Origin of the sequence: Psychrobacillus vulpis, assembly GCF_006861825.1 — a bacterium.
In the GTDB taxonomy this organism is placed as follows: domain Bacteria; phylum Bacillota; class Bacilli; order Bacillales_A; family Planococcaceae; genus Psychrobacillus; species Psychrobacillus vulpis.
The window spans coordinates 191,741-216,904 of the sequence record NZ_VDGI01000002.1; the positions used below are offsets into that span (position 1 = coordinate 191,741).

19 protein-coding genes are annotated in these 25,164 nt (G+C 35.6%); 16 read left to right on the forward strand and 3 right to left on the reverse strand.

The features are described from left to right. Positions 1–11: 11 nt before the first annotated feature. Positions 12–494, reverse strand: coding sequence for a sigma-70 family RNA polymerase sigma factor (locus FG384_RS03380; RefSeq protein ID WP_142641153.1), 483 nt, complete (start codon positions 492–494; stop codon positions 12–14). Positions 495–818: 324 nt separating this feature from the next. Between FG384_RS03380 and FG384_RS03385 the strand changes: the two genes are divergently transcribed. Next, a complete protein-coding gene (locus tag FG384_RS03385) occupies positions 819–1,343 on the forward strand; it encodes a competence protein ComK (RefSeq protein ID WP_142641154.1) in 525 nt (174 codons plus the stop codon). Positions 1,344–1,531: 188 nt separating this feature from the next. Here FG384_RS03385 and FG384_RS03390 read toward each other — a convergent pair whose 3' ends face one another. Continuing rightward, the gene (locus FG384_RS03390; protein ID WP_142641155.1) at positions 1,532–2,278 is read right to left on the reverse strand and encodes a hypothetical protein; all 747 of its coding nucleotides are present in this window, start codon (positions 2,276–2,278) and stop codon (positions 1,532–1,534) included. Between the two features lie 325 nt (positions 2,279–2,603). Here FG384_RS03390 and FG384_RS03395 point away from each other — a divergent pair, with 325 nt between their 5' ends. From FG384_RS03395 to FG384_RS03410, 4 genes are all read left to right on the forward strand, one after another. Continuing rightward, complete coding sequence (locus tag FG384_RS03395; RefSeq protein ID WP_166462367.1) at positions 2,604–5,276, forward strand: 5'-nucleotidase C-terminal domain-containing protein; 2,673 nt, start codon at positions 2,604–2,606, stop codon at positions 5,274–5,276. A gap of 85 nt (positions 5,277–5,361) precedes the next feature. Beyond that, entirely contained in the window at positions 5,362–10,137 is a 4,776-nt protein-coding gene (locus FG384_RS03400; protein WP_142641156.1) for an endonuclease, read from the forward strand. Between the two features lie 231 nt (positions 10,138–10,368). Further along, the gene (locus FG384_RS03405; protein ID WP_142641157.1) at positions 10,369–10,854 is read left to right on the forward strand and encodes a metal-dependent hydrolase; all 486 of its coding nucleotides are present in this window, start codon (positions 10,369–10,371) and stop codon (positions 10,852–10,854) included. 386 nt (positions 10,855–11,240) lie between these two features. After that, entirely contained in the window at positions 11,241–12,134 is an 894-nt protein-coding gene (locus FG384_RS03410; protein ID WP_142641158.1) for an NAD-dependent epimerase/dehydratase family protein, read from the forward strand. A gap of 229 nt (positions 12,135–12,363) precedes the next feature. On the opposite strand, the gene FG384_RS03415 is transcribed toward FG384_RS03410, so the two are convergent. Continuing rightward, a complete protein-coding gene (locus tag FG384_RS03415; protein ID WP_142641159.1) occupies positions 12,364–13,173 on the reverse strand; it encodes an alpha/beta fold hydrolase in 810 nt (269 codons plus the stop codon). Positions 13,174–13,336: 163 nt separating this feature from the next. Between FG384_RS03415 and FG384_RS03420 the strand changes: the two genes are divergently transcribed. From FG384_RS03420 to FG384_RS03470, 11 genes are all read left to right on the forward strand, one after another. After that, a complete protein-coding gene (locus FG384_RS03420) occupies positions 13,337–15,595 on the forward strand; it encodes a hypothetical protein (RefSeq protein WP_142641160.1) in 2,259 nt (752 codons plus the stop codon). Positions 15,596–15,790: 195 nt separating this feature from the next. Continuing rightward, positions 15,791–16,342, forward strand: a complete 552-nt coding sequence (locus FG384_RS03425; protein ID WP_142641161.1) for a TetR/AcrR family transcriptional regulator — start codon at positions 15,791–15,793, stop codon at positions 16,340–16,342. A 63-nt stretch (positions 16,343–16,405) separates the two neighbouring features. Next, positions 16,406–17,833 carry a serine hydrolase gene (locus FG384_RS03430; protein ID WP_142641162.1) on the forward strand — a complete coding sequence of 476 codons (1,428 nt, stop codon included), beginning with the start codon at positions 16,406–16,408 and terminating at the stop codon, positions 17,831–17,833. Positions 17,834–18,224: 391 nt separating this feature from the next. Beyond that, entirely contained in the window at positions 18,225–19,376 is a 1,152-nt protein-coding gene (locus FG384_RS03435; RefSeq protein ID WP_142641163.1) for a CaiB/BaiF CoA transferase family protein, read from the forward strand. A gap of 261 nt (positions 19,377–19,637) precedes the next feature. Continuing rightward, the gene (locus FG384_RS03440) at positions 19,638–20,381 is read left to right on the forward strand and encodes a gluconate 2-dehydrogenase subunit 3 family protein (RefSeq protein ID WP_142641164.1); all 744 of its coding nucleotides are present in this window, start codon (positions 19,638–19,640) and stop codon (positions 20,379–20,381) included. A gap of 18 nt (positions 20,382–20,399) precedes the next feature. Beyond that, complete coding sequence (locus FG384_RS03445; RefSeq protein ID WP_142641165.1) at positions 20,400–22,112, forward strand: GMC family oxidoreductase; 1,713 nt, start codon at positions 20,400–20,402, stop codon at positions 22,110–22,112. A gap of 12 nt (positions 22,113–22,124) precedes the next feature. Then, positions 22,125–22,325 carry a twin-arginine translocase TatA/TatE family subunit gene (gene tatA, locus FG384_RS03450; protein ID WP_142641166.1) on the forward strand — a complete coding sequence of 67 codons (201 nt, stop codon included), beginning with the start codon at positions 22,125–22,127 and terminating at the stop codon, positions 22,323–22,325. Between the two features lie 42 nt (positions 22,326–22,367). Then, positions 22,368–23,096, forward strand: a complete 729-nt coding sequence (gene tatC / locus FG384_RS03455) for a twin-arginine translocase subunit TatC (protein ID WP_240793340.1) — start codon at positions 22,368–22,370, stop codon at positions 23,094–23,096. A gap of 206 nt (positions 23,097–23,302) precedes the next feature. Then, the gene (locus tag FG384_RS03460) at positions 23,303–23,845 is read left to right on the forward strand and encodes a peroxiredoxin (protein ID WP_142641168.1); all 543 of its coding nucleotides are present in this window, start codon (positions 23,303–23,305) and stop codon (positions 23,843–23,845) included. Between the two features lie 172 nt (positions 23,846–24,017). Then, positions 24,018–24,479, forward strand: a complete 462-nt coding sequence (locus tag FG384_RS03465) for a TlpA disulfide reductase family protein (RefSeq protein WP_142641169.1) — start codon at positions 24,018–24,020, stop codon at positions 24,477–24,479. 221 nt (positions 24,480–24,700) lie between these two features. Beyond that, positions 24,701–25,156 carry a nucleoside deaminase gene (locus FG384_RS03470; protein ID WP_142641170.1) on the forward strand — a complete coding sequence of 152 codons (456 nt, stop codon included), beginning with the start codon at positions 24,701–24,703 and terminating at the stop codon, positions 25,154–25,156. Positions 25,157–25,164: the final 8 nt, after the last annotated feature.

Here is a 25,164-nt window from a genome sequence, read left to right on the forward strand (position 1 = left end):
AAAGCATTTTACTACTTTTGCTTCATATCCTCCCTCAGCTTCTTCAACATTCTTTCTCTTCTTTTCTTAATGCCAGGAATAGAAATTCCAGCGCGTATTGCAGCTTGTTGGAGAGAGATTCCTTCAACAAAAATCCAAAGAAGTAATTGGCGTTCGTTTAATGTCAGGTTCTCCAGAGCAAGCCCCAAGTCTTCATTTTGAATATGTCGGATTAAAACTTGTTCTAATAAGAAACTCAGTTTTTCATCCTCCATAGGGTTGATTGTTTCTTCAAAATTTCTTTCTCTCTTGAGTTCATCTAGTATTGCACCGTACATGAAGCGATATGCATATGGTGCGAAGTCTCCTCTTGTTTCATCATATCTTACCCATGCTTTCCACAATGCTATTCTTCCTGCTTGTTTATATAGCTCGTGATTTTTGTATATGTGTAATTTTCGAATACAGGCAGAAATCATCGGTTCGTATTGTGTCAGAATTTCATCAAATGTCATCCAAATGCTATCCTTTGGAGTCGTGCACGATTCGTTTATTCCTAGGTAGCAAAAGCATAATGGGTTTTATCATTGTTATCGAATAAGCAAAAAGGCTAGTTACTTAGAAAGAATCGTGCATGTATTTTAGAAAAATTAGTCGTTTCGTAAGTAGATATGTCAGATTCCTTATTAAATTACATTATTGGAAATGTTTAGGGTATAAAATTGGTAATACAACCATAAAATTTCACATAATTACATATTTTCAGTATATTTAGACTATACAATAATATGAAAATTTGGTAGTATATATCCAAACGAGACGAAAAGGGGGATTTTTTTATGATGAACTGTGATTCTAATTTAATTGACGATCGAGCATTGATGATTGAATCTGTTTTTACAGATGGTTATAAATCGAAAATCACTACAACCCATGGAATCTATTATTCCAAAATGGCCGTCCTTCATTTACTTAATAATGCATGTATACGATATGCTTCGACATTAGAAGGGCGTATTCAAGGAACTAAACAGCTTATGGATTTTCAAAATAAATCACCAATACTTATCGAACCTAATAAGATTGCCGCATTTCCAACAATGTCCTACAAAAATATAGAATGTGTTTGGATCTTTAATCATCGCTTTCACGTAGAAGAACTAGGGAAGGGAAAGTCACGTGTGACATTTAGTAATGGTATGTATAGCATAGTGAATGCTTCTAAAAGTGTTCTATTAAAACAACAACAACGACTCCACTCCCTTCAAAACATGTACAATATTATCCATCATGAAAAGAAAACATACATAGGTAATGATCCTATAGTAAAATCTCAATCATCTTCAAGTGATATAAAGAAGTAGAGTTTCCAACGATAATTACATCTTTCATTTGTTCAGCCATACTCAGAATTTCATAGAGACAACAAAAAAGCTGCCTCACTAAGTTGATACAAGAATCGACTTAGTGAGGAGCTTTTTATTGTTAAATCAAATAAATTAGTAAAAGTTAAAGTAAGAAGGCTACAAACAAAGCAACTCTTTCGATTTCTTTAAAAAAAGAATTTCATAAAACCAAAATATTCTCTAGCCGTTGAATCCGCAATAAAAGTCACAAATAATATAAATAGAATCGTAAATGTAGCAATGTACAGTATAAATCCGTATAGTGGGTCAGCACCAGTTGGGTTTTTTATTAGTAAATAACTAATTACATAAAGTGGCAGAATAAAAATAGCTAAAAGAAGACATATCGTTAAAATTGTGTTCCCATAGGTAAACGATTTTACTAGCATAAGTAAGATAGATACTATAACTCCGATATTAAGTAATGATAGGTGACCTCCATAAAAACTGATAATAGCTTTAAGTTTATACTGTGGGCCAAAGAAATTATTGATGAGAAAAAGAGAAAGTACGAGGATACAAATCATAAAGAATGTAAGAAAAAATACTTCTAGAAAGAAGGATAAAAAACTTGGTGAATTGCTCCAATATAGATCCTTCGTAATCAAAAATAACGACATCGAAAAAAGTACTGTAAATAAAACGATACTAATTAGACTACTAGTTAGTTCTGATTCTCCACGATTGAAAGCAACAGAAGGTTTTTTTAGTTGTTGCACAAAATAGACGATATATTTTTTTGATTTCTTTTTAATATTTTCTACATATACGTTTGGTTCTACCGATTTTGGTTCTATTGTGTCTGTAACTATTAGAGGTTCTGCAAATTTAGTTCCACATTTACTGCAATAATTACCTACAGCTTGTTCGTGGCCGCAATTTAAACATTTCAAAATAAATTCCCCCTTTATTAATTTTTTTAGTAAGCATTATTGTACTGATTATATGTATTGTATTAATCTTATATTCTTTGAATTTCCTTAGAGGAGAATGCTACTCTCCCAGTAAATCTTTTAGGGGAAATGCCTTTTTTATTGTTAAAACAAAATAGTGCCCCTCTAGCAAAAAGTGTTTTACAATTTTTTGCATTTTTCGTGTTGAACTATATTATTTTTCCTTATTTTTAAATAGCTGCTTATTATTCTATTTAATTTATTCATATATTTATGCTGTTTTAAATAGGATAAGCGAACAGCTAATTAATATAGGAGGGAAACTATGAAAAAGAATACGATGAAAAAATCTGTAATTGCAACGGTTCTTGCAACGTCCCTATTAACTTCTACAAGTGTTAGTTTTGCTAATAATTCATTGCAAGATATTGTAGATCAAGCGAGAAAAGATTTGAAAGAGGCAGCTTATGCTTATGTAGTACCATCTCAAAATGGAAAACTTGCTACAAGTTTGGATTTGTATCCAGCATTGAATACTGCAAAAGTAAATTATCAAAAAGCAAGAAATGCAATATTGAAATCGGATGCAAAAAATAAGGATGCTTTGTTAAAAGATTTAGATGACTTATATAACGAAAGAATTACAAAAGGAGTTATCCCATATATTGACGCTTACAATTATGCGGACAAGTATTTAACACCAATAATGGCTGATATTAAGAAAGCGGAAACAGAAAAAGGTTGGGCTAAAGTGGAGACATTATATCATAAGCTATCTGTTCAATTAAAAAGCCGTACTGCTATTCTCTACCGTTTTACAGGAAAAGATGCGAGGGATTTATTATTAAAACAATACAAAGATCCAGCAAATCTCAAGCGTGATCAGTTAATGGTTCCTGTAACCGTTTATATGAAAGTGAAGGAAGCGGAAAGGTTACTAGCAGCTGGAAGACAAGCTGATGCTATTAGAGTTCTGGAAACTATTAAACCTTTACTTTATAGATTGCCACCTACAACTAATATGCCAATGGTGAAAGAGTTACTTGAAGAACTAGAAATGGTAAGTAAAAAAGCAGGAGTTGAAATAATAACACCTACTACTCCTCCAACTACTGGTGGTGGAGGAAGTAGTGGAGGCGGTAACAGTGGTGGTGGCAACAATAGTTCTAACTTTAAATTATCATTGATGCATACAAATGATACACATGCAAACTTGGACAATGTAGCGAAGCGTGTTACAGCTGTAAAAGACGTTCGTAAAGCGAAACCATCTGCATTGTTAATAGATGCAGGAGATGTATTCTCCGGAACTTTATATTTTAATGAATTCAAAGGACAAGCGGATATAGAATTTATGAATTTAATGAAATACGATGTGATGACTCTTGGAAACCACGAATTTGATCTTGGGTCAAGTACGGAAGGTCATAAAGCATTAGCCGATTTTATTAAAAAAGCTAATTTTCCAATTGTAAGCTCGAATGTTGATTTTTCAAAGGATGATACTTTCAAAGGATTATTTAATGTAAAAGTATCAACTAATGCGAAAAACAGTCAAATTTATAGTGGCATTATTAAAGTTGTAAACGGGCAAAAAGTAGGGTTGTTCGGCTTAACGACTGCAGAAACGAAAGATATTTCTAGTCCAGAGAAGGTGACGTTTACAGACTATGTGAAAGCAGCCCAAACAATGGTTGACGAGTTCCAAAAACAAGGTGTAAACAAAGTGATTGCTGTTACTCATCTTGGTTATGATGATAATCCTGCGTATGACAATGACTTACAGTTAGCAGCAAAAGTAACAGGTATTGACGTAATTGTTGGTGGTCACAGCCATACAAAACTTGAGAAACCAGTTGTTGTAAACAAAGATCTAAATGGAAAAGCGAAAGACCCAACAATTATTGTTCAAGCTTATCAATACAGTGAGTTTTTAGGAACGTTAGATGTAGAGTTCGATAAAAACGGAAAAGTAGTTAAGCACTCAGGAGAGTTAATAAGCATTAATGCGAAACAAGAGGATGCTCAAGCGGCTGAATTATTGAAAAAATACTCATCTAAAATTGCAGACTTGAAAAATGAGCCAACTGGGGCAACAGCTATTAATGCGCTAGAAAACCCTCGTACAGAGAGTAATAGCGTACGTAGAAATGAAACACCATTAGGGAATCTTATTACAGATGGTATGTTGAAAAAAGCGAAAGTGTATAACAAAGATGTCATCATGGCATTCCAAAATGGTGGAGGAATAAGAGCTGCTATTGATAAAGGTCCAATTACAGTAGGTGAAGTAATTACAGTACTTCCATTTGGAAATACATTAGCGACTATAAAACTTACTGGAGCAGAATTAAAAGCAACATTTGAAACTAGTTTTAGAGATTACCCAAAAGAAAATGGTGGATTCCTTCATATATCTGGAGCAAAAGTAGAATTTGATTCTTCGAAGCCAGTAGGTAAACGCGTAGTATCCATCGCTTATAAAGACACAGACGGCAATTTTGTTAATATCGAAGATACAAAAACGTACACAATTGCTACTAATGCATTCACTGCTAAGGGTGGAGACGGTTTCGATGTATTGAAAAAAGCATATGAAGAGGGAAGAGTTACTGATTTAGGGCTTTCTGATTGGGAAAACTTACGTGAACATATTGCAAGTATCGTAAACGTTGATCCGAAAGTGGAAGGGCGTATTGTGGATGTTGCTGGACAAGAACCAGGTACTGAATTCCCTGGTGGTGAAGTGGCGCCAGAAGATTTCTCGGGTACACCAGAGGCACCAAAAGTGTACAATGGCGACGTTACAGTATCACTAACAGATGTAACTAAACTTGAGAATGCAATTATTAAAGGAAATCTAATCCTAAAAGGTAGTCCAAGTGGAGATATTACTTTTTCCAATATTACAGTTGAAGGAAATGCAGATTTTTCTGGACTAAGTGGGAAAACATTAAACTTAGATGGACTAACAGTTGAAGGCGAAATGATTCTTTAATGCAGAGTAGCAAACTGCCTAAGCTTTTCATTTTTAATGATAATTGCGACACTGAAAATCCCTATATAAAAGGAGAATTGTTTAGATGAGTAAAAGGAATTGGAAAAAGCCTATAAACGCTTTTCTATCTGCTAGTTTAATAGCAAGTTTAATAATCCCAGGGATGCCAACTAAGGCTGTAGCTGCAACGAATGCGAGTGACTTGATTATTTCAGAGTATATAGAAGGTGGTGGAGAAAATAAGGCACTCGAGCTTTATAATGGCACAGGAAATGATATTAATTTAAAAGATTACACATTAGAAATCTATTCAAATGGAGCATTAACTGCAAGTCAAACACTATCATTTGCGGAAACAGATGCAGTGGCTAATGGAGCAACATATGTTTTAGTTAAAGATCATAGTAATACAGATGCAACTTTAAAAAGTAAGGCAAATAAGCTAAACTCGACTGTTATTAATTTTAACGGTGATGACCCTATTGTACTAAGAAAAAATGGTACAGTGGTGGATTCCATTGGACAGATTGGAAAGAGAATTGAGAATTTAAAAGATATTACTCTAGTACGTAATAGCAATGTTACTACTGGTGATACAAATCCAGAGGATGCATTCGAACCATCTGCAGAGTGGGGAAAATATCCAAAGGACACTTTTGATTATTTAGCCTCGCACATAATGGATAGTGATGATCCTGGCCCAGTAGAAACTAAAGTTGAAGCTGTAACAGTGTCTTTACCATCTTCAAGTGTTCCATCGGGGACGGAAATTACATTATCTACAAACACTAAAGAAGCTACGATTTATTATACGGTAGATGAATCGGATCCAACTAACTCCAGCTCACGTTCTGAATATTTAAATCCTATTGTAATTGATAAAGATATGACGATTAAGGCAATTGCTATGAAAGATGGATTAGATAACAGTGAAATTGCAGAGTTTACTTATACTATAACAAGTGAATCTGAGGTCCTGTCAATTGCAGATGCTCGTGCACTTAAAGAAGGTGAAGTAAAAGTAAAAGGTATTGTCACTGCATTATTAAAAAATACTCTCCATTTTCAAGATGAGACAGGTGCACTCGCTGTTTTTCCAAAATCATCATTAAATGTTCAGCTTGGTGATGAAATTATTGTTATGGGTACTTTATCTGAATATAATGGCTTATTACAATTACAAACAGCAAAACTTGTAGGAGAACCAGTATCAAAGACAGTACCAAATCCAATAGAACTTACAGGTGCTGAAGTTAATGAAGAAAATGAATCTAAACTGGCAAAAGTAAATAATGTAATAATATCTGGTGCTGCTCCAAATTACACAGGTAAGGATGCACAAGGAACACAATTTGTTGTCCGTGATGAAAATAGTAACTTAGGATTAGTAGCGGGTACAAAATATGAATCTATCACTGGAATTGTCCAAGAATTTAATGGTACCTATCAAATCATCCCTCGCTCAATGCAAGATATCGTCGCTGATAGTTCAACCATTCAACCAGTTGTAGCAAATCCTACTAGCGGTACATTTGTGGGAAGTACAACTGTAACTTTATCAACAACTACTGCAGGAGCAGAAATTTACTACACATTAGATGGTAAAGAGCCAACAAAAAATAGCACAAAATATACAACATCTATAGTGATTGATCAAGATACAACAATCAAAGCAATAGTAATCACATCAAAAGGCTCTTCTGAAGTAAAGACTTTCGAATACAAAATTACGAATAGTTTACAAATACATGATATTCAAGGAGCGGGACATACCACTTCTTTTAATAATCAAACAGTTCAAGGAATTGAAGGGATAGTAACTTATTCATTCACACTTAATGGCTCAACTTATTACCACATTCAAACACCAGATGAATTAGCGGATAACAATCCTAATACTTCCGAGGCTATTTTACTTTATAGTGGTAGCAAAGCTTGGCCAATTCAAGTTGGAGACTTAGTTTCGGTAACTGGAAAAGTAAGTGAGTTTGCTTATGATGGATATTCAGATAGACAAGAAACAGACCTAAAGACTACTCAAATTAATGTTCGAAATGACCAAGGTGGATCAGTTGTTGTAGTTAAAAGTGGTATAGCTTTACCAGCTCCAATTATCATCGATGAAACAAATATGGCATTAGAGGCAATAGACAGTGACAATCTAACTGTATTTAATCCAACTGAGGACGCAATTGATTTCTGGGAAAGTATTGAAGGAATGCGTGTACAAGTTGGGAATGTGAAAGCAGTAGCACCACAAGAGCACGGAGATTTAATTACTGTTTTAGAAAATGCTCCAACGAATTCACTTCATGGTGGAGTATTGTATGAAGAAGGAAACCAAAATCCAAATCGTATTCAATTCCGTTTAGAACCTAATGGACCTGGTCGTGATTTTGAAGTGGCAACGGGTGATAAATTTACTGGTCCGATTACTGGAGTAGTAGGTTATTCATTCCAAAACTTCAAAATCTATGTTTCCTTAGACTCTATGAAGGCTGCTCATAAGAAAGGAGCAGCTACACCAGAAAAAACAACAATTGTTAAAGCAGATGACAAGTTAACAATTGCTTCTTATAACTTAGAGAACTTTTCGAACAATAAAACATCAACTTCGGACGACAAAGCGCGTAAATTAGCAAGAGCTATTGCTACTGATATGCAAAGTCCTGATATTGTTGGAGTAACAGAAGTTCAAGATAATAACGGTGAGAGTACAGGAAATTCTGCAGCAGATCAAAGTTATGCAAGATTAATTGCAGCTATTAAAGCAGCAGGTGGGGTAGAGTATAAATACGTAAATATCGACCCAGAGAATAATCAAGACGGTGGTGCACCAAATGCAAATATTCGAGTTGGTTTCCTTTACAATCCAGCACGAGTATCATTAACTCCAGGTATTTCAGCTGGTAATGCAACAACTGCAGTTGGTTACGAAGATGGTAAGTTAACATTAAATCCAGGTAGAATTGACCCAACTAATAGCGCATTTAATAGCAGTCGTAAGCCTTTAGCTGCTCAATTTGATTTCCAAGGTGAAAGTGTTGTTGTAATTGCAAATCACTGGAACTCCAAATCAGGAGATACTCCATTATTTGGTTCAAAACAACCTCCTGTATATGAATCAGAAGCTCAGCGTCATAAAATTGCTAATATCGTTTATAACTTTGTGAACGACATAAAAACAAAAAATTCAAAAGCAAATGTTGTATCTTTAGGGGACTTTAATGATTATCAATTCTCTCAATCTCTAAAAATTCATGAGGGTAACCTTATTACAAATATGATTAACAAAGTTGAAACATCTGATCGTTACACGTATTTATACCAAGGTAACTCTCAAGTTTTAGATCACATTTTAGTTTCTAAAAACTTAGAACCAAAAACTAAAATCGATATTCTTCATATTAACGCAGATTTTACAGATATGGCTGGACGCGCGAGCGATCACGATCCTGTAATGGTTCAAATTGATTTACTTGCTGATGATATTGAAGTACCTATCGAAGTAGAAAACACATATAACATTACAAAGCTAAAAACAAAAAAATTGACGATTGGTAAACGTAGCGTATCCGTTACATTAGATAATGAGTCAGTTATTACAGAAGGTATTCTGTTTACAGGCGCTTATGCAGAATTCAACGGAGCAGGATTTGCAAAGCATACTGTGACAATTAAACCAGCAAGTGCTGGAGCAATTATTGACTTTAAAGGTGTAGAGGTTCAAAAAGTAATTATTGATGGTACGAATGTAAAAGAAATCCGTGGTGCTGAAAATATTCAAGAAATTGAATTTATTAATGGTGCGACTAGTGATTCAATTAAATTTACAAACGTGAAAGGGGAACCCATTGAGGTTCCTTCTTTTCCTAGTGAAAACAAAGCTCCAATTGTAAAGAAACCAATTCCAAATAAAGATGTTAAAGTTGGAGAAACTATTTCCATTTTATTAACAGATCACTTCTCCGATCCAGAAAATGATAAATTAACATACACTGCAACAAAAGGTACTATTCAAGGGAATACTTTAACTCTAACTTTGGAAGAAGGAACTCATGTAGTTGGAGTTACTGCTTCAGATGGTAAAAAAAGTGTAACAGCAAGTTTCAGTGTTATAGTAACCTCTGCTTCTTCACCAACAGATGAATACTATAAAGATGCATTTGGTAAAGAGGGGCAAGCATTAAAAGCTGCTTTGCATGAAATTATTGATGGGCATACACAACTTTCATACGATCAAGCATGGGAAGCGTTGAGAGAAACAGATGAAGATCCAAAAAACAAGAATAATGTTATATTATTTTATTCTGGTGAGTCTCGCTCTAAAAGTAGTAATGGCGGAGGGGTAGGGCAGTGGAACCGAGAACACACATGGGCACAATCGCATGGGAAATTGGGTACAGAGAAAGGTCCAGGCACAGATATTCACCATTTACGTCCTACAGATGTTCAAGTAAATAGTTCAAGAGGAAACTTGGATTTTGATAACGGCGGAAGCCCAGTGGAAGGCTGTAATGGTTGTTTTATTAAAAAAGGAAGTTCATTTGAGCCACCAGATCGTGTAAAAGGTGATGTAGCACGAATTCTATTTTACATGGCAACTCGTTACGAAAAAGGCGATAAAGTTGATTTAGAACTAAACGAAAAGCTTAATAATGGAAGTGCTCCATACCATGGTAAGCTGTCCGTACTTCTAAAATGGCATGAACAAGACCCAGTCGATGAGTTTGAGCGTAACCGAAATAATGTCATCCAAAAATGGCAAGGAAACCGAAATCCATTTATCGACCATCCAGAATGGGTTAATCTAATCTGGAAACAATCAAGCTCATCAATAATCATCCCAAAAGCTTCATAAGTTTTATTACAAAAGTGTTACTGGTGCCAGGCACCAGTAACACTTTTGCAATATGTCTTTATTTATTTTATAAGGGGTACTTTGGACCCTGGTGTTGTTGGGGTTCATTCCGTCTATTTAGTCAGCCTTGCTAATGTTGTAAAGTAATAGAATATATTGCTAAGGAGGATTTACCTCGAAAGGAGTAATTTACAATTTAGCAAGAACAACATTAAAGGAGAATTTTCAAGCATGACAGGAAACACACACATCGTAGGCGGTCTAGCAGCAAGTCTTGCTTATGCACAATTTTCGAATTATGATCCAGTAATACTGGTGGGAGCGGGTGTCGTAGGAGCTCTTATTCCGGATATTTGTCACGGTGGAAGTAAGATAGGAAAGACATTTCCGATCGTATCAAAAATTATTAACATACTTTTTGGGCACCGTTCATTCACACATAGTCTTTTGTTTTTGTTTCTAATTGGGATTCTACTTCATTCATTTGTAACGAATGAATCAATCATAATGGGAATTTTAGTTGGGATTGTTAGTCATCTCGTTTTAGATATGGCAACAAAAAATGGGATCAAACTATTGTTTCCAATTAAAGTAACAATACGCTTTCCACTAACAACGAAGACTGGTGGCAAAGTGGAGAATATAGTTTACGCTGCTTTGTCGCTTCTTTCCGTTTATTTCGGATATGGGGTATTTGCTTCTTATTTTGTAAATTGAAATCGAATGACAAATGATAAATATAGTTAACAAGTTATGAAAGTTGTCCTAAAAGTCGATATAAGTCGACTGATGGGTCAGCTTTTTTTACTTCGAGAGAGTTGTTTTAGACGACCATCGGTGGGAGAGGTTTTCTTCGAATACGAGCGCTTAAGAAGGTCAATTCCAATTAGTGCATTTCCAGATGCAATTGCCATTCAGATGTTTTCCTAGATGCAGAAGTCGTATACTCTCGTTATTCAAGAGATTAAATAATACCTACTTAATAGATTGCAAAATATAATTATCGTGGATTGTTAATATTTATTTTTTATGTTTTCTGTTAATTTAAAATAGCAAAATATGCTTTCATCTTTTAAAATTAATAGAATAAAGGGGATGAAAAAATGAGAAAAGCGTTAGTATTAGGGGGAACTAGATTTTTTGGGGTGCATCTAGTGGAGGCCTTGTTGGAAGAAGGTTATGAGGTAACGATTGCGACGAGAGGAAAAACGCAAGATCCATTTTCAACAAGAGTGAATAGAATCATATTTGATCGATTAAATTTTGATGAATTTAAGGAACTATGTGGAAATGAAAATTGGGACATCGTTTACGACCAAATCTGTTATTCTTCACAGGAAGCTTTGGACGCAATCGAAGTGTTTAAGGACAAGACAAAGAAATATGTGTTCACTTCCTCCAAGTCCGTATATGGTGAAAAGAGTGGGGAAGTAGGGTTTAACGAAGAAGACTTTAATCCATTCGAACACAAAATCATACAAGGTCCAAAAGAGGACTTTTCATACAACGAAGGGAAACGGCAAGCAGAAGCGGTATTTTTTCAAAAAGCTCCATTTCCGGTTGTAGCAGTGAGATTTCCAATTGTTCTAGGATTAAACGATTACACAGAACGACTCCATTTCCATATTGAAAAAGTACGAAATAATGAGGAGATACATTTAGTAAATCCAGCTGCGTCTATTGATTTTATCTCCGAAGAAGAAGCAGGGAAGTTCCTAGAATGGGTCGGTCTTCTAGAGTTTACTGGACCAATTAATGCTACATCAAATGGAAAGGTAAGTTTAGGAGATTTGATCAACGAGATAGAAGACAAAACTCAAACTTCAGCTAGGATTACATCTACTCCTAATGAAGCGAATGTTTCACCATTCAATATATCTAATACTTGGTTACTCAGTAACAAAATAGCTCGGGATTTAGGTTTTCATTTTAAGGACTTAAACGAATGGTTGCCGGTGTTGATTAATGATCTATTGGCTGAGATGGAGTCTAGGTAAGGTTAAATATTGTGAAATTCCCACTAAGCAAAGCTTGAAGTGGGAATTTTTTTATGCAAAAACTTCGCAAGTTCTTTCCCAAAAAGTCATTGCTTATTGTAGAGTAGCTTAGACCAAGTACTACTTTTGGAATATGTCTATCAATGGAGTAGCAATTATTTCCCCTGAAATAATATAAGCATAACAATTTTCTAAATGGAAGTGATCAATTGATGTTGATTGTAATGTTTCACCCAATAAAATTAGCAAGCTCTTGGTTAAATTTCTCAAGCTCACAATAGAATAACCCATGTCCACTAAATTCAAATGGAATCAATATGGAGTTTTTAATGCTGGAATGCAATAGTTCTCCTAAAACGAAGGGGCATACTTTATCTTGTTTTCCATGCAAAATAGCAGTAGGAACTTGAATGAAAGATAAATCATTTCGTAGATCTTCATCGCGAAGAGAAGTTAAGCATTTTGCAGTTGCATTACCGGAAGCCATTAGTCCGAGACCTTGGAACCAATCTATAAAGCTTTTAGTTAAATAACGCGCAAAGAAAATATCGCCAAAGTCACTTAGCATTTTGGGGCGATCAGTGTAGGTGGCTTTTATTAATTGATTCACTTCGTCTTTTGTCATTCCGTATGGGAAATTTGGTCGCTTTGTGAAAACAGGTGCCGCTGCTCCGATAAGTGCAAGTTTGGACACTTTATGCTCACGATGACGTGCCATGTAGCGAATGGAAATAGCTCCCCCCATTGAATGGCCGGCAAGTGTAATGTCCTCCAATTGTAGCGTGTCAATTACAACTCGAATGTCATCAGCTACTCGATTATAGGAATACCCGTCCCACGGTCTGCTGGACTTCCCAAATCCACGAATATCAATCCCAATACAACGATAGCCCATTGCTGGAAGAAAGTCGAACTGATATTCGAACATTTGATGATTTGCCGGCCATCCGTGAATAAACAAGATGGTTTTATTCGAAGACGAGTTAATATCCTCTACATAAATGTTTACACCTTTTTCCACCTTCACATAGTACCCCATTAAAAAACCTCCATTACAAAGCAGATTAACTAATATATGAGTATTTAATAGTAGATATTCAAATAATGTATTAAATATCAATAATAAATAAAGATATTTTCATATTATTGTATTATCTATACATATATTAACAATGGTGAGCGTAAAGAAGGGAGAATGTTTTATGAGGAATAAAACAATTAAAATCGCTGTTTCATCTATAATAGCGACTTCCGCGTTTGTTGCGGCAGCACCATCCAGTCAACACGGGGATGCGGCAGCGAATATGGAACAATTAATGACAGATGCGCAAAATGCCGGGAATATATTAAAGTGGGCGATTTCTGTCGAGGGTTCTGCAGATGGAGTGACTCAGCCATGGAAACAGTTTAATGATGCAAAGATTGCAGTTGCAAATGTAGAGGCAGCTTTAGGAGAAGTAGGTTTCTCAGAAAAATTGAAGTACGAAGCTCGATTAACAGATGTAAAAATACAAATTCAACGTGCACAAGGTTATCTTGATGCTATCACGGCAAGCACTAAGATTCATGCAAAAACGAACGCACTTTCAGTAGCAGTCTATTCAAATAACTTAGACAAAGTGGAAACGGCATATCACGAAATGACGGCAGAATTTCGAAAACAAACGATTCTTTTGGATCGAGTGTACGGCCAATCAACTCGTGATAGAATTCGCAACGCTGTAAAAGGACCGGCAGAAAAGTTAATTCGTGATTTAAAGAACGATGTCACTGTTCATATGTTAGCTAAAGGTGCTGCTTCAGACGTTAAAAAAGGTAATTATGCGGAAGCATCCAAGAAAGTTTATGAGGCCCAGGCTATTCTACGTTCAAATGTTTTAATTTGGGAGAACGTACTACAAAAAAGGATAGACGAAGTGAATGTATCTTTACCGTTTCAGATTGTTTCAATATCTCATGTAAACAATACTACGTTAACTTTAAAACTGAACAGAGCAATTTCTTCAATCAAAGCTTCAGATTTTTCCTTTAATAACGGATTATCAGTTACAAACGCTTCATTAAATAAAGATGGAGTAACGATTACGTTAACAACTTCGGTACAAACACCAGGCTCATATTATACATTGAAATATAAAGGGAATACCGTTAGTTTTAGTGTGCCAGGAAGTATCGTGCCAATTTATGTTGGAGATATGACAATCCAACATAAAGAGACTTCTGAAATATTAGCATTAACAGCTATATTTAAAGAGTCGAATGGTCAGCCTTCTAAAGCAACTATACGTGTGGATATTCCTGCTGGATTGAAATTAGTTTCCGTCAATGGAGCGGCGAATAATACGGCAGGAGCAAGATCGGTTAATGTAACTCCAGATAGAAACGGGACAGTAACAATTGTATTTACTGCGAAGGATTTGAATGTTTCAGCACTAGATAAAATAATCACCTTTAACAAAATAGAGAAAAGTAAAGTAGTAGAAACTCAATCTTCAGGAACTATCAATTTCTATGTAGCTGCAAAAGAAGGCACCATTTCAAATAAAAAAGTCCATTTCGTAGATACGTACCATAACTACTTTGTTACAAATGACGGAGTGAAATACAATATGAAAGCAACTAGAGACGTTTATCGTAATGAAGGTAACTTGGTTTCCTTTGATTCATTTAAAGCTGCCTTAGATGTGGAAGATGTTGTCCAAGGAACTTATCACCCAACGTCAACCTCGTCTTTCAACATTTCTTCTAATATGTATGTAACCCCAGTAAATCTTGATACAAAGTTTTCTTACAAAAACGGCACGACAGGATATCGTATGAATGGAAGTAATATCGTCTTGTTTGGCACCGGGGAACCAAATTATGAAATATTCTTTTACAAAAATGCTGGGATTTCCCTTGGAAAGACAAAAGTGAAATCGAATGGAACGTGGACGTTTACAACGGATGTTGAACAACGGGCAATAAACGATTTTTCAATTGTTCAACAAACTGCTGGTAAAGCTATTCCCGCATATAATGGCTGGGGTGAAAAAACACTAAGAGTAATAGAAGCGCCATTTGAAATTGAGTCAATTAGTGAAGGTGCGAGTAAAGATAATGATCTTTCGAACGAGGAGATAATCTTCAAAATTGCCCCATCTAAACATAAAAATGGTGCGATACTAGCTCAAGATCAAGCACTAGTTACGAAACAAGCTTCCATTATAGTAATAGATTCTGATGGTACTAAAGTCAGGTTCACAAACAATCAAAGCGAATCTTACTTTCAGTCAGTCAAAAACGGTTTTACTATTAAGTTTGGTTCAATTGATACAAATAAAAGATCTGGATCACTCCTCGACAAAGGCCGCGATGGGAAACTTTCTGGAACGTTAGCGATTGAATCCATTGAAGGTGTTACGAATGAATATGGAATGAATCTAACACTGAATAAAGGAAATCAAATCACGGGATATTAAGTTCCTTAGAGGTTAAATAGGAATTGTATTATAAATTAGAAGAAAAAATTAGATAAAATTCCGTCAAGATAAAGTACCCATTCTTGACGGAATTTTTTTGAATTTGAAAAAGTGATAATTTACCATTAAGTTTGACATAAATATTGTAATAGTTTTATAATTTGGTTGACTGACCAAATTATTGAGGTGAAAAATATGGGCAACGAGGATAAACGAAAACGATTGATTGATGCAGCATACAAGGTATTTGTTAAGAAAGGTTTTACAAATGCATCGATAAAAGATATTGCAAAAGAGGCTGATATTACTCCCGGACTTGTTCATTATTATTTTAAGAATAAGGAGGAGTTGCTATTTTCTGTTCAAAATCAAGTTCAACAGCAATATCATAAAAATTATGATGATAAAAACTCTTCTCTATCCCCAATGAATACATTGCAAGAGATTAAGTCAAGAGCTGAAAAAGACCCTGATTGGTATCGATGGCGTTATGAATTATATTCACTAGGATTAAAGAATGTAGAACTTCAACAAGAAGTATCATCTATTCTAAAAAAGGGAAGAGAAAGTTTATCAATACCACTGCAAACCCTTGTCAGTCATTCTGAAGATACTAATGAAATGGCAAGTATACTTGTAGCTTGCTTTGATGGTTTAGCCTTACAGAAAATCGTGGATGATAATTTTGAAATTGATCGAGCATACGATCTTTTATTAAAGCTATTAGAAATCTATTTAAAAAAATAGATTTTTTTTAGAACGAATTTGGTTAGTTGACCAACCAAAAAAGAAGGGAATAGGTGGGGGAAAATGAAAAAGGTGATGTTATGTTTAATATTAGTTATAGTAACTATTCTTCCTTTATCGGTTAATGCTGTTCGCAACGATCAGACAATACTAATAGAAGAGTATATGGAAAAGGCAATCCAAGAATATCAAATTCCTGGAGTTTCGTTAGCAATTATTAAAGATGGGGAAATAATGTTCCAAGAGAACTGGGGAATTCAAAGTGACGGTTCACGAGTAACTACAGATACATTGTTTACATTAGGTTCTGTTAGTAAACCTTTGACTAGTCTAGCTATTATGAGATTGGTAGAGCAGGGTGAGATAGAGCTTGATCATTCAATCGATACTTACTTACCAACTTTTACGTATCATAAGAATGACTACAAAAATGATATAACAATACGGGATTTATTAGCCCACACAAGTGGAATCAGCTCTTTTGAAGGCTTGAAAATTTCTGAGCTTAAACTAAGAGGAGAGGATTCTATAAACGAAGCAGTAGAAAAACTGAATAACGTAAAGCTTAATCATGAACCAGGTGAAGTCCATCAGTATAGTCCTGCCAACTATTTACTTTTGGCTTCTATAATTGAACATATAACAAATAAAACTTTTTCAGAATATATGGAATCAGAGATTTTTTCAACCTTGGATATGAACAACACTGTCTCCAATTATGAAGCTGCTCTTGATTTAGAATATCAGCCCGGATTTCAATCTTGGTTTGGGAGGCCAATAAAAAGTGAGAACTTCTTCGATGATAGTGGAGTTCCATATGGGTATATAGCTTCCACTTCCAATGACATGTTGAAATACATAGATTTCTTGTTAGAAGGTGGAGAATTATTAACAGATCAATATTTTGAGTTATATACATCTCCACAAGTATGGAGGAAGGAAGATATGTATTATGGATTAGGATGGAGGATTTCTACAAAGAAAAATGATGAGTTCTTCTTCCATGGGGGAGAAACGCCGGATTCACGCGCTGAACTTTTTATAAATCGTCAAAAAAATTATGGATTCATATTACTTACTAATAAAAACAATTTTTCCGAAGTCTTGCATACATTTTATATAAGGGAAGGTATTAAAACAATTTTAGAGGATAATAGGATGCCTGATATTCCTAAGTCAAACTATCAAATGCAATGGATAACACTGATTGTGACTTGTGCGCTGGCAATACTAATTTTGTTTAATTTATTTCGTTTGAAACGTAAAGTCATTATTCATGTGAAGTATTGGAATATGGTTGCAGTATTATCAGTAATTTTATCAATCTCTTTAATCCCTATATTAACTTATTTATTTGATGCGCCTTGGCGTACTATTTATTCATTTGCACCGGATACAGCCATATTTATAAGAATTTTAGTAGGAATTTTAGCCTTCTATGGTATTACATCGCTAATCATTATTAACGTTAAAAGGAGGAAAAGAGTTTAAATTCTGTTGAATTGAAGAGATTTAATTTAACCCCCGTTAAAAACAAAAAAAGGGGAATGAGTATATGTATATGAACAAAGTAAAGCAATTAATAGGTGATGAACATGGCTGAATTACTAATCGTCTTCGTCGAAGATTTCTATAAAAATCCAAGCGGCTATTAATTTTGCTCATAATTAGCAACAAAAAGGTCGTGTTGAGTGGAAATATATTAAAGAGGGGGTAGAGCTACAGTCAAGTCGTAACATTCAAAATACAGTACAAGGAAATTTTCGAGTATTGAGTTACAGAAAAATGCCTTACTTGTTGGAGGATTTATTACTATTAACAGCGAAGTTGAATGAATGCATTATAATGGATTTACATAAGTTCAGGTAAGGGGGAGAGGGGAATGGGTGGACCATTAGAAGGGATTAGAGTTCTCGATTTGACTTCGGTTGTGATGGGGCCATACTGTACACTCATGTTAGGGGATATGGGGGCAGATGTCATCAAAATAGAAAATCTTTCGGGAGATATAACTAGATATCTTGGGCCATCCAAACATGAAGGGATGGGTAGTCTCTTTCTTCATTTAAACCGAAACAAGCGAAGCGTTTCACTAAATCTAAAAAGTGTTGAGGGTCGAGAAATTCTACTAGAACTAGTAAGAGAGGTGGACGTTTTCGTTCATTCCATGCGTCCCCAATCGATAGAGAGATTAGGGTTGTCTTACCAGGATTTAAAGGAATTGAACAATCGACTCATCTATTGTGGTATGTATGGCTTCAGCAAAGAAGGACCTTATGGAGATAAACCGGCATATGACGATATAATCCAAGGTGCATCTGGGATCGCTGCGGCTCAAGGTGAAATCACTGGTGCCCCCCAATACTTGGCAACTGTTTTAGCCGATAAAACAGCAGGGGTGGTAGGACTTAGCTCTATACTAGCTGCTTTATATCATCGAGAATCGAGCGGAGAAGGTCAAGAAATCGAAGTCCCCATGTTTGAGACAATGGTTTCATATTCAATGATTGAGCATATGTATGGTAAAACATTTTCACCACCAGTTGGACCTTCATACTATTCCAGGGTCACTTCACCGTTTCGGAAACCATACAAAACAAAAGATGGGTATATTGGTGTGATGATTTATAATGATAAACAATGGAAATCTTTTTTCAAGATTTCAGGACGAACTGATTTGCAGAATGACGAGCGTTTCAGTAACATAACAGAACGTACTAAACATATTGATTTTGTATATGGAACAATCGAAGAAATTATGGCTACGAAAGATACAAGTGAGTGGCTTGAAATTCTTGAAAAAGCAGATATACCTTGTACGAAGATTAACACACCAGATACGTTATTTGAAGACCCGCATCTACTTGCAACTGAATTCTTTAGGAGTACTCTTCATCCAACTGAAGGGGAGATTTGGGAAATGAAGTTTCCGGTTAATTTTTCAGAAACACCAACTTCCACACAAAGACATGCCCCAAACCTTGGGGAGCATAATGAGGAAATCATGAAGGAAATAGGAAGGACTATAATATAGAAGGAATAGTAAGTTGAGTTCTTCTTTACTATGAGTGAAAGCAATTTACAAAAAACAAATCAAAATCCAGCCCTCTCCAATGGAGAAAGGCTGGATTTCTTTTTTATTACAAAAATGTTACTGGTGCCTGGCACCAGTAACAATCAGTAACAATCAGTAACAATAAAAAAATAATATTGGGTGATTGAAATTGGTTATATATGTCTATGCTTTTTTGGAGAAGAGACTTTAAAGATCATTCATTTTAAGGAGACTATGAGTATGTCAGAAGAAAAGAAAAACATTACAAGAAGAGACTTTTTAAAAACGTCGGGTGTTGCTGCTGGTGCTTTAATCGGCGGTGGATTAATTGGTGGTCTAGTTGGATATAACGTCAATAATAATGCAAATGTACCGGGTAAAGTAATGCCTAGTGAACATGCAACTATGGTGCCACAGGCTATGCAGTTTTTCCAAAACAGTCGTGATTTTCAGGTGCTCTCCAATGCTACGGAGCGAATTTTTCCAAAAGATGATTTAGGACCAGGGGCAATTGATCTTGGGGTTCCTTATTTCATTGATCATCAATTAGCTGGTCAATATGGTAGTAATTCAAGAGAGTACATGCATGGTCCATTTGCAGTAGGTGCTCCTACACAAGGTTATCAAAGTCGTTTAACAAGGGCTGATATTTTTAAACAAGGAATAATCAAATTGGAGGAAGAGGCACAGAAAAGGTTCAATAGTGGTTTTTCAAGTCTTGAAGGGAAGCAAATGGATGAAATATTAACAGCTTTTCAAAAAGACGAAGTAAAAATGGCAGGAACTACATCCGCATTTTTCTTCCGGTTGCTTCGAACTGCAACATTAGAAGGAGCATATTCTGACCCAATGTATAACGGGAACAAGAATATGGATGGTTGGAGAATGAAAGGATTTCCAGGACATCAAATGGCCTATATCAATGTAATTGAAAGTGAGAAATTTCAAAAAATCGAGCCAATGCCACTTGGCGAAATGAGGTAAGGGGAAGGGGTATTACAAATGGCTACTACATTACCAAAGGTTGATGTTGTTACAGTAGGTTTAGGATGGACAGGCGGTATTGTCGCCGCAGAATGCTCAAAGGCAGAATTAAAAGTTGTTGGTTTAGAAAGAGGAGAAAAACGGGGTACAGAAGATTATTTAAAAATACATGATGAATATCGTTATGCTGTTCGATATGAATTAATGCAAAACTTATCTAAAGAGACAATTACCATTCGAAATCACCGCAAAATGCCAGCACTACCAATGCGTCAATTAGGGTCTTTCCTGCTAGGAGAAGGACTAGGAGGTTCTGGGACACACTGGAATGGGCATTGTTGGAGATTTTTACCTTATGACTTTCAAATCAAAACAATGACGGATGAAAAATATGGTCCGAATAAATTATCTAAAGATTATTTACTACAAGATTGGGGAGTTACCTACGACGAACTAGAACCTTACTTTTATAAATATGAACAAATGATGGGGGTTTCTGGTGATGATATCAATCCATTTTGGGGAAAACGAGCACAACCATTTCCAACTCCACCGATGAAAAAAACACCTATACTAAGTAAGTTTGAAGGTGCTACAAAAAAATTAGGTTACACTCCATTTATGCTACCATCTGCAAATCTATCGGAACCGTATACAAATCCAGATGGCGAAGCGATAAATGCCTGTCAATATTGTGGTTTCTGTGAGCGTTTTGGTTGTGAATATGGCGCAAAAACTGCACCGGAAATTACAGTTATACCAACTGCTACAAAGACAGGGAATTTTGAAATGAGGTTCCGTGCAAATGTTGTGGAAGTATTAAAGAGTGGTAATAAAGTAACCGGTGTAAGATATTTAGATACGCTTTCTGGGGAAGAATTTATTCAACCAGCAGAAATAGTTGTTCTAACAAGTTACGTTATGAACAATGCAAAACTTTTAATGGTATCTAATATTGGAGAACAATATAACCCTGATACAGGGAAAGGAACACTTGGGAAAAACTATTGCTACCAAATACTCCCTGGTGCTACTGGTTATTTTGAAGAACAAATGAATACATTTATGGGTGCAGGAGCACTTGGGATGACTATTGATGACTTTAACGGAGATAACTTCGATCATAGTGATTTAGATTTTATTCATGGTGGTAGTATATCACTTACACAAACAGGATCAAGACCTATTGAAACGAATCCAATTCAACGAGATACCCCTACATGGGGAGCAGAATTTAAGAAAAACTCTATATACAATTATACGCGTACTTTGGGAATAGGAACACAAGGTGCATCGATGCCGCATAAGGAGAACTTCCTTTCATTGGATAGTAAGTACAAGGATGCTTATGGGATACCTCTTCTTCAAATGACGTACAATTTTACGGACCAAGACCGAGCATTGCATAAGTATATCACGGAGATATCCGCAAACATTATGAAGGAAATGGGTGCTAAAACGGTTGAAAGCCGCACACCTATTACGGACTATGATATTGTAGGCTATCAAACGACTCATAATACAGGTGGAACAATTATGGGAGGCAGTCCAGATAACAGTGTCGTGAATAATTATTTGCAACATTGGGATGCAGAGAACTTATTTGTCATTGGAGCAGGAAACTTTGCTCATAACGGTGGATATAATCCGACTGGAACTGTAGCCGCTTTAGCTTATCGAAGTGTGGAAGGCATTATTAAATATAGTAAATCAGGCGGTTCACTCGTTTAAGGAGGAAGTAAGATGGGCGGGTTCGGAAGTATTGGTGTACCTGGATTAATCGTCATTCTAGTAATTGTTCTGATTTTATTCGGTCCAAAAAAGTTACCAGAGATAGGATCGGCAGTTGGAAAAACTTTTTCTGAATTTAAAAAATCAACAAAAGAGCTTATAGATGAAGAGGTACCTGTACAAAAAGAAGAGAAAAAAACGGATTCTCTATAGAAGGTGTAAGTAATGGATCCATATGGAAATCATGCTGTAAACATGAATACAGATGATACTGCTGATTTAAAAGACGAAGGAACACTAGTCGAACATTTAACAGATCTTCGTAAACAGTTGATAAAAAGTGCATTTGTATTTTTATTCTTTTTCATTGTCGTTTTTTCTAGTATAAATGTATGGTTTCCATACGTAACAAGAGGAAATGAATTAATTGTCCTTGGGCCACTTGAAGTCGTAAAATTATATATGTCTATTTCAAGTACTATCTCATTAGGCTTAGCTTTACCCTTTTTATTTCATTTTATGTGGCAATTTATAAAACCCGGGTTAAATACTAGAGAGAGTCGATTTATCGGATATTATTCTCCACTCATGCTTGTCCTTTTTATAATAGGTATTGCTTTTGGTTATTATGTTGTAAATCCCTTGAGTTATCAATTTCTTATTAATATTGGTGAAGTAAATTTTGATGTAATGGTGTCTGCAGGGGAGTATATTCATTTCTTAATTGTAACGACAGTACCGTTAGGATTACTTTTTGAATTACCTATTATTGCAATGTTTTTATCCGCAATTGGGATTTTAACTTCCGAAAAGATGAAGAATGTTCGTAAATGGTCCTATGTTATTTTAGGGGTGTTATCGGCACTGATGACACCACCTGATTTTGTTAGTCAGTTACTAGTATTAATTCCAATGATACTTTTATATGAAATCAGCATTCTTATTGTCATTAAACTTGAAAAAAAACAACTACTGACCGAATAAAAATTGATAATTTACAAAAGATAAAATGTTATTCCGCGGAGAAATCCACAGGGAATAGCATTTTTCATCTTCTATACTGACTATAAATGACAAGTAATAATATGATTCGACAATATCCGAGAGTGAAAAATTGATTTGTTAGGGATATTTTGCTATTCTTTAAAGCGTGAGCAATTAATATAAATGAATATTTTGGAGGGTTTTACATGGCAGAACGTATGGTAGGTAAACAAGCACCAAGATTTACAATGGATGCTGTATTAGCGGACAAGTCTTTCGGTAAAGTAAGCTTAGAGGAAAACATGAAACAAGATAAATGGACAGTATTATTCTTTTATCCAATGGATTTTACTTTTGTATGTCCAACTGAAATCACAGCGATGTCTGATCGCTATGATGAATTCGAAGATTTAGATGCAGAGGTAATTGGAGTTTCTACGGATACTATTCACACACATTTAGCTTGGATCAACACAGCTCGCCAAGATAATGGCTTAGGTGAGTTAAAATATCCATTAGCTGCAGACACAAATCACGAAGTTTCACGTGAATATGGTGTGTTAATTGAAGAAGAAGGTATTGCTTTACGCGGTCTATACATCATTAATCCAGAAGGTGAAATGCAATACCAAACAGTATTCCATAACAACATCGGTCGGGACGTAGATGAAACACTTCGTGTACTTCAAGCACTTCAAACTGGTGGTCTTTGCCCAGCAAACTGGCGTCCAGGTCAAAAAACACTTTAATTTTATTCAGTAAGCGTTTGGACGCACCATTGAATAAAATTAAAGCCTACGGCGATTGTTTGCGCAAGAGCAATTACGCCAAGGCGAATTTGATTTGAATTGATAAATTGTTCTCCATGTTACGAACAGGTGCATGGAGAACTTTTTACATATGTAAAAGGAGGAACTTCAAATGAAATTACGTACACCAATGCCTGAATTGACGGGTGCTACAGCATGGTTGAATGGAGAAGTCTCCACAAGCCAATTAGTCGGCGAAAAACCGACATTGGTTCATTTCTGGTCAATTAGCTGTGGTTTATGTAAAGAAGCAATGCCAAATGTTAACGAATTTCGTGAGCAATATAAAGAGGAGCTAAACGTTGTGGCAGTTCATATGCCACGCTCCGAAAAAGACGTAGACCTTGAAGAAATTAAAAAAGTTGCTGCAGAACACGATATTACTCAACCAATTTTTGTAGATAGCGATATGAAGCTTACTGATGTATATGAAAATCAATACGTACCAGCTTATTACGTATTCGATAAAGATGGACAACTTCGTCATTTCCAAGCAGGTGGAAGTGGTATGAAAATGCTAGAAAAACGCGTTAACCGTGTGCTAGATGAAATGCGTAACGCAGATGCTGAATAAATAAAAGCAATGCCAAGAACAGTGGATCAAATAGTCCATATAGTTCTTGGCTTTTTTTAATGGCAAAAAAGAGCACTCTTGCACTTTGTAAAGTAGTAGTAATTATTACAGAGGTGTTACTGGTGCCAGGCACCAGTAACAATTTTGAAACAGTAGGAAGCAAATTATTAAAAGGCCAAAGTCGATTATGATAGAATATTTAAAAAGATAGGAGACTGATTATGGATAAATTTATGAAGCGTGCTGTAGAGTTGGCTATTGAGAATGTGCATAACGGAGGACAACCATTTGGGGCTGTTCTCGTAAAGGACGACAAGGTAATTGCGGAAGGTGTAAATGAATTGCATATCAAGCATGACGTTAGTGGACATGCTGAACTGTTAGCAATTCGACGAGCGCAGGAGCAATTACAAACGAATGATTTATCAGGGTTCACAATGTATGCGAGTGGAGCTCCTTGTCCAATGTGTTTTGCTGCGATGATGTTTGCAGGAATAGAGAAGGCATATTTTTGTGCAACACTTGATCATGCTAAAGCTGTAGGTTTGGGGAAGTCAGGAGTTATTTACGGGGAGTTACAAAAAACTCCGGAAGGACGCTCATTCGAAATGATTCATATGGAATTAGGAGAAGGAATGGCGAATCCAATGCAATTGTGGAAGGATCGAAATAACTAATTCTCCTA